Here is a 6,000-nt window from a genome sequence, read left to right on the forward strand (position 1 = left end):
TTGGACGTGGAGGCAACCCCCCAACGCAAGGCGCCCAGAGCAGAGCCGTGTTGGACGCCTCGTTCGGCGATGACCGGGCGAATGCCGAGCGGGCATTCCGCCGTCCCGTGTGCGCCGGCTGCGGCACCCAGTTCACCGAGGAATGGCGGAAGGCACGCCTGGCCAGGCAGGTGACGCACCCGCGTCCACCGAGGTCATGTCCCGCCTGCGGGTGCCCCGGCCGGCCGGAAGATCCAGGACCACACCGGAGGTGGTGCTGGCCGACAAGGCCTGTTCATCCAGAAAGATCCGGGTCCATCTGCGGCAGCGCGGGATCCGCGCTGTCATCCAGCAATCAGCCGACCAGATCGCCAACCGCAAAGAAGTGCGGCCGGTCAGGCGGAAGACCGCCGGCCTTCGACCGCGAGGCGTACAAGCAGCGCAACACCGTCGAGCGGTGCATGTGCGCCACGAGGCGCCTTGTCGTATCCCCGGTTCAGCCGGGAGGAATTGGAGGGATATTCCTGGGCCTGATGGCTTACCTGGATCCGAAAGGTGATGGGGACCAGAGCATGCCAGAGTGATCAAGGCCAGCCCCGAGACCGAGTGACCCCACCCCATAGGGCGATGACGACTGGGAGCCCTCCGAATAACGAGGGGAGACCTCCTCATCCTGGCTGGTGGCCGGTGCCTGGGGCGTGTCGGCAGCGGACGCCGGTGCAACGTCGAAGGCACCCGATCTCGCGCCCAGCGCCAAAGTCATCAAGTGCTACCGGACGTACAAGAAGGAGATCCGCTGCTACGAGGTGAAGAAGCCGGGTCGCGTGACCTGGCGCCTCGGTCGACCAGGAGCGCGGGGCTGCGACAATGGTTGCACCTACTGTTGCGCGACCCGACGCGCTGTCTCCGGGTTCTGGCAGGTCACCGCGCGATTTCGCCGTCGGGGCCCAGGCATCTCCGTTGCGGCTGCTCTGCCCGTGTCCGTGCCCTGGTGAGTGCAGGAGCAAGGGGCGGGCGATGAGCGGTACGGCTGCGGCCGGGGCCGGTCCGGAACGGAAGCCGCCGACACTCCGGTGCTGTCCTTCGCCGAGTGCGGCCGGGCCGTCGAAACGGATGTACAGCACTTCACGGGGTTGAACCTGGCCCTCGATCCGCAGCCGAGGTGTCAGTTCTGTGCGCCAGCGGTCCCGTTCGATCTGCGCGAGGGAGGCCGCCGTCTCCTTCGCGTTCCAGGCCGCCCATTCGACTCGCGGGCAGCTTTCCACGCGCCGTAGGCGGCAGCTCCGCTGAGCACTGCTGAGACCCCGGCTATGGACGTGTCAACGATGCCGGCCGCCCCGGCCGCCCTGCTCGCTCTCGCCACCGCGGTGTCGCAGTTCCACCGCGCCCTCGGTACGACCGACCGTTCTTGACACCCCTCGCCGGGGACGATCGAGGAGCGATCGACGACTGTGCCGAAACGCGTAGTTGTCACCATCGGTACCCGCTGGCCTGCGGCTTCAGCACGTCAAAGCATGGTGGTTGCCACCGATGCCGCGCCCTACCTGGCACCAGCGGCAAGCGAAGCAGGGGGACGTCATCGCGTTCTGCTTCCGGTGGGCAGGGAGCCGGGCGACGGCCCTCGGCGATCAGAGCGCATATTTCGGGCGCCCTACGCGAACCTCGTCCCCTATGATCATCCGGCACAACTGCTGGAGGGGCGGGAATGCTCGGGGACATTGAGGACGGGACAGCGGCAGCGACGCGGCTCGCGGGTGGCGCGCCGCTTCACAGCACGATTGACGCCGCCGACCCCGCTGACTGGCTCGCGCTGGACGCAGGAGTGCGTGAGGTGGCCTGGTACCGCCCGCAGTTCCTGCCGAGCTGGGAGCACTCCGCCCCCTTGCCCGCCGACCTGAGTCAGCTCGGCGAGTCCCGGCTCGCACTCGCCCTCTGCCACCGCGACGGGCGGATCCGTCAAGAGGCGCTGCGCCAGTCGGTCCGATACCCCGGCCTGCTGCCGTTGGTCGTGATCCGCTGCACCGATTGGGCTGGCCCCGTGCGCGAGCACGCCCGGCAGCTGCTGCGCGAGGCCCTGAACGTGGACTCCGCCCTCCACCTTGCACCGCTCATCCTCCGCGTCGGCCGCCGCGACAGAGGTGCCTTCGGCATCGATGTGCTCGGGCGGCTCTTGCGCCAGGCATCCCACGGACAGCTCGCTGCTCTCTTCGCCCACCCCGACCGCACCGTCCGCCGGTTCGCGTACCGGCTTGCCATTGAGGGCCGTCTGCTGCGTCCCGCCGAGCTGGCCCGCGCGGCCGCCCACGACCAGGACACCGTGGTCCAGGACCTGTGTGCCACAGCGGCGCTCACGGCTCTGGGAGACGAGGACGCCTATGAGGACGTGCTGCCTCCACTGCTGTCCGCACGCAACCCGCGTACCCGTTCGGCCGGCGTCACCGCGCTGAGACGGGCGGGGCGGTCAGAGCAGGCGGAGCCGTTCCTCAACGACCGCTCCGCGCTCGTACGCGCTTGCGCCCGGTATGTCGTACGACAGCAGGGAGGCGACCCTGCGGCCTGGTACCGACAGCGGTGCACGGCGTCGGACGACCCCGAGTTGGCCCCCGGTGCGGTCATCGGGCTGGCCGAGTGCGGGAACCGCGCGGACGCCGGGCTGCTACGGCCGCTGCTCGTGCACCCGGCGGCCGGGGTGCGGGCGCGAGCGGTGGCGGGACTGCGGGTACTGGACTGCGTGGATGCGAAGCAGTTGCGGCCGCTCCTTGACGATCCTGCCGCCGGGGTCGTCCGCGAGACCGCCTCCGCCCTGCTGCCCTCGGCCAAGGAACTGCCCGCCGACTGGCTCTTGGAACACACCGGCTCCGAGCGGCCGCGGCACGTCCGCGTCGGTGCGTTCCGGCTGCTCGACGCGCGTGGCGGCATCGTGGCGCTACGGGCGGCGGTCGGTCTGCTCGAGGACCCGGATATCAAGCTGCGCACCTGGGCCGCGCAATCAGTGCAGCGCTGGCATCCGCCGCCGGACGGGCGGCGCGGCGATGCGGAGGTGGGTGAACTGCTCGACCGGAGCAGACACCTCTTCAGCGACCACGTGCTGCGCCGACGCAAGTGGGAAGCCGGGGTGGACAGCTGAGGGAGTACGGCGGTCCAGAGCTCTGCTCAGCACTCGCCGCCCGGCGGCCCTGGTGCCAGCACGCCTGCCTTGGTGACACCTATCTTGCTTCGGCTCACACAGCCGGGGACGAGGTGCTTGTGCGGGAGCCTGCCTAGAGCTCGGTCCCGGTGTGCTCCACGCCGGTTAACTCCACGCCCGGGCCGTGCGCCCGGCTGTTGGTGGCGCGGAAGTCCATCCGGGCGAGACCGTCGGCGGCGATCTGCTGCACTTGCTGCCCGGTGGCTCCCTGCTCACAGACCGTTGAACAGTTGGCCGGCGTACTCGGGCGGAACAGGGCCTGGGTGATGTCGCGGATGCCGGCGTCGTCAGTGGTACCCGGCGCCGCGGTGAACCCGAACCGGGCGCGGGTGGAGACGGCCAGGCCGTCGGTGGAGACGGCCTTCTTCTGCGCCTTGGCCCGCACTTGCGGTTGCTGGCGCTTCTTGACCGCGCGCTCTATGCGGCCGCGCAGGTCCTGGCGGGGCCGCTTGAGCTTGCCCGCGACGTACCTCTCCACGGTGCGCTGGGAGATTGGCTGCGTTTACATTCAGCGGCTCTGGCTCGACTTCTGTGACGCGGCCACTCTGAGTGACAGCCGGGCCTCTTCGAGCCGTGCGCGAAGTCGCCCGAAAACGGTCCGCGGACACGGTGGTTGGGCTGACAGGCCGGGGCCGTGGAAGAGGTCGTGCTCCGGCTGAAGGAGTTGCTGTTCCCGTCGATCGCGGGCGTCGCGGTGCTGTCGGTGGACGTGAACATCGAGCGAGATAGTGCGCGTTCATGCGCAATGCGTCGCGGACGGCGCCGTGTGCCCGGTCTGCGGCGTCTGGCCGGACCGGGTTCATGGTTCCTGCCTGCGGTTTCCTGCCGATGTGCCGAGCGGTGGCCGAAGCGTTGTTCTCCGGCTGAGGGTCCGCCGGTTCACCTGCGGGAATTCGGGCTGCCCACGCCGTACTTTCGTCAGGCCGCCAGACCGACCGGCGCGCGAAACACCTCACCGCCCAGGCGGAACTCGTCATACGGGTCACCCAACGGCGTCCAGGCGAGTGTGCCGTCGGTCAGGTAGTCCGAGAGGACCCGCACGGGCTCACGCGCCGCCAACTGGCCGACGTAGTGGATCCCGACGTCCCACTCCCAGCCGCGCCGCCGGTAGGCATGGGTGTAGCCGCCAGCCGTGTAGTGCTGCTCGAACACCGCGACGCGACGCCCCTGCCGCGCCAGGCACACCGCCGTGGTCAGGCCGCCGGCCCCGGAGCCGATCACCACCGCGTCGTACTCGGCCGCCACCTCGGCCCTGGCCAGCGGCCGCCCGACCAGAACGCTCCCCACCATGCCCACCACCGTCGCAGCCGCTCTCCTGTGCCCGGAGCAACGAGCCGAGAACAGCCTCGTCACGCACCACCCCCTCACCACACCAACACCGCCGGCCTTGGCCCCGGCATCGGGTCGGCATGAGACGCCTCGATGCGGCCCAGCGGCGGCCGACCCGCCCGGGCACCATCGCACGGGCTCGCTCCGAAGGGGACCGCGCCGGGAGTCGTCGACACCGTGCTCGACCCCCACTCCACTGGGTGGAGTCCACCGGCCGGAAAGTGGACGACATCGTGCAGCAGCGGCCGACATCGCCGAGACGACGCCATGCATCCACCCGGCGCCCTTCGCCTTGACCACGGCCCGCGTTAAGGGGAATCGCGCCGCTCCACCGCACCGAGTCCATCCGATGCGCACCACTTCCGCGCTGCCGGCCGCATCGATGGCCTCCATCCCGAAGGTGGTGTGGTCACCGGTGGGCGCCGGGGTTCGGGGTACACCGCGTACGCCAGCATCGGGCGTCAGACCGCGGGCAAGGGGGCTGGCTGCACGCTGCGTCCGGGCGCGCCAGACGACGGGGAGGGAGCGCAGCTGATGGTGGTTAAGCGTGCGTCTTTGCCATGGAAGAACTCTAGTATGGCCGCGACCTGGACGGCATGGGGATGCGGCATCTACCAAGGAGTAGATGCCGCATCCCCACGACGCCCGTTACGTCCAGCGCATCCCGATGGTGGACAGCTGCTCGACCCGTTCCGGGGACAGTGTCGCGGCCCTGCTGCGCTGGTTGTTGATCCATGTTCCGAGTCGGAGCTCTTGTTCCTCCTGGCCCTCGCCGACGACGAGGATGCGTTCGATGTGTTTGCGTGGTACTCGTAGGTGTCCTTCGCGTTGGTAGTACTGTTTGGCAGCCTGGTAGTTGAGGTCCCATTTGTCGGCTTGTGTGCGGCGTGGGGGTGGTTTCTCGTCCTCGGTCGCGGGCTGGATGCCGAGGACGTGTTCGCACATCCATTGCTGGGCGGTGGTGAGCTTGTCCCAGTCCAGCTGCTGCGCGCGTACCCATCGGCCGAGGTCCTCGCTCTGGTGGATGATGTCGCCGGGTTGGGTGGGCAGTGGGTGGCCGGCTTGCAGGTGGAGCCGGACGAGGTGGAAGCAGCGCTGCCATGTAACCGGCCAGGTGGGGCACCAGGCGGGGTCGATGTTCTCCAGTTGTTCGCGCCGCTCTTGCGTCAGTGTTCCGGCTGAGGACTGAACTGGTAGCCCCTCGGCGCGCCGTTGCTCGATCTCGGCCGCCTTGCGGGCGGCGGCTCGCTGGTTCTTCAGCCAGATCCCCACCCGGTGGCCCTGGAAGGTGGCGTCTGTCGGGGCCAGGAGGTGGCCTGCCTCGGCTGCCCATCCGCGTGCTGCGGTGAGTCCTTCCTCCCATGCGACGTCGTAGTGTGACCACACCATGCCGAGTTTTTCCAGCTGTTGGTGATGGTCGGCTTCTAGTTTTCAGTGGTCGGTGGTTTGTTTTCAGTGGCCGGGATTGCCTGGTGGTGTGGGTGAGTTGGGCGTCTGCTGAAGGC

General features: G+C 69.1%; 4 protein-coding genes and 2 pseudogenes. 3 read left to right on the forward strand and 3 right to left on the reverse strand.

From position 1 onward, the window contains the following. Nucleotides 1-154: 154 nt before the first annotated feature. Together AC069R_RS05465 and AC069R_RS05470 are read left to right on the forward strand one after the other, a co-directional pair. Nucleotides 155-443, forward strand: a pseudogene (locus tag AC069R_RS05465) (IS5/IS1182 family transposase); the annotation flags it as partial. Between the two features lie 1,241 nt (nucleotides 444-1,684). Further along, nucleotides 1,685-3,106: a hypothetical protein gene (locus tag AC069R_RS05470; RefSeq protein ID WP_478764733.1), complete on the forward strand. Its 1,422-nt coding sequence runs from the start codon at nucleotides 1,685-1,687 to the stop codon at nucleotides 3,104-3,106. Between the two features lie 133 nt (nucleotides 3,107-3,239). Here the strand turns inward: AC069R_RS05470 and tpg are convergent, their stop codons facing one another. Beyond that, entirely contained in the window at nucleotides 3,240-3,659 is a 420-nt protein-coding gene (gene tpg, locus AC069R_RS05475) for a telomere-protecting terminal protein Tpg (RefSeq protein ID WP_478764772.1), read from the reverse strand. Nucleotides 3,660-3,930: 271 nt separating this feature from the next. Between tpg and AC069R_RS05480 the strand changes: the two are divergent. Beyond that, nucleotides 3,931-3,993 (forward strand): annotated as a pseudogene (locus tag AC069R_RS05480) (hypothetical protein); the annotation flags it as partial. Between the two features lie 91 nt (nucleotides 3,994-4,084). On the opposite strand, the gene AC069R_RS05485 reads toward AC069R_RS05480, so the two are convergent. Further along, on the reverse strand, nucleotides 4,085-4,456 hold the full coding sequence (locus tag AC069R_RS05485; RefSeq protein WP_478764735.1) for an FAD-dependent oxidoreductase: 372 nt from the start codon (nucleotides 4,454-4,456) through the stop codon (nucleotides 4,085-4,087). Between the two features lie 687 nt (nucleotides 4,457-5,143). After that, nucleotides 5,144-5,884 (reverse strand): helicase associated domain-containing protein, encoded by a 741-nt coding sequence (locus AC069R_RS05490; RefSeq protein WP_478764737.1) that lies wholly within the window; start codon nucleotides 5,882-5,884, stop codon nucleotides 5,144-5,146. Between the last annotated feature and the right edge of the window lie 116 nt (nucleotides 5,885-6,000).

This window comes from Streptomyces sp. NPDC043952 (assembly GCF_056435325.1).

Coding starts and splice junctions, on each gene's coding strand:
- AC069R_RS05470 (WP_478764733.1), top strand. CDS start 1,685: ATGCTCGGGGACATTGAGGACGGGACAGCGGCAGCGACGCGGCTCGCG.
- AC069R_RS05485 (WP_478764735.1), bottom strand. CDS start 4,456: ATGGTGGGGAGCGTTCTGGTCGGGCGGCCGCTGGCCAGGGCCGAGGTG.
- AC069R_RS05490 (WP_478764737.1), bottom strand. CDS start 5,884: ATGGTGTGGTCACACTACGACGTCGCATGGGAGGAAGGACTCACCGCA.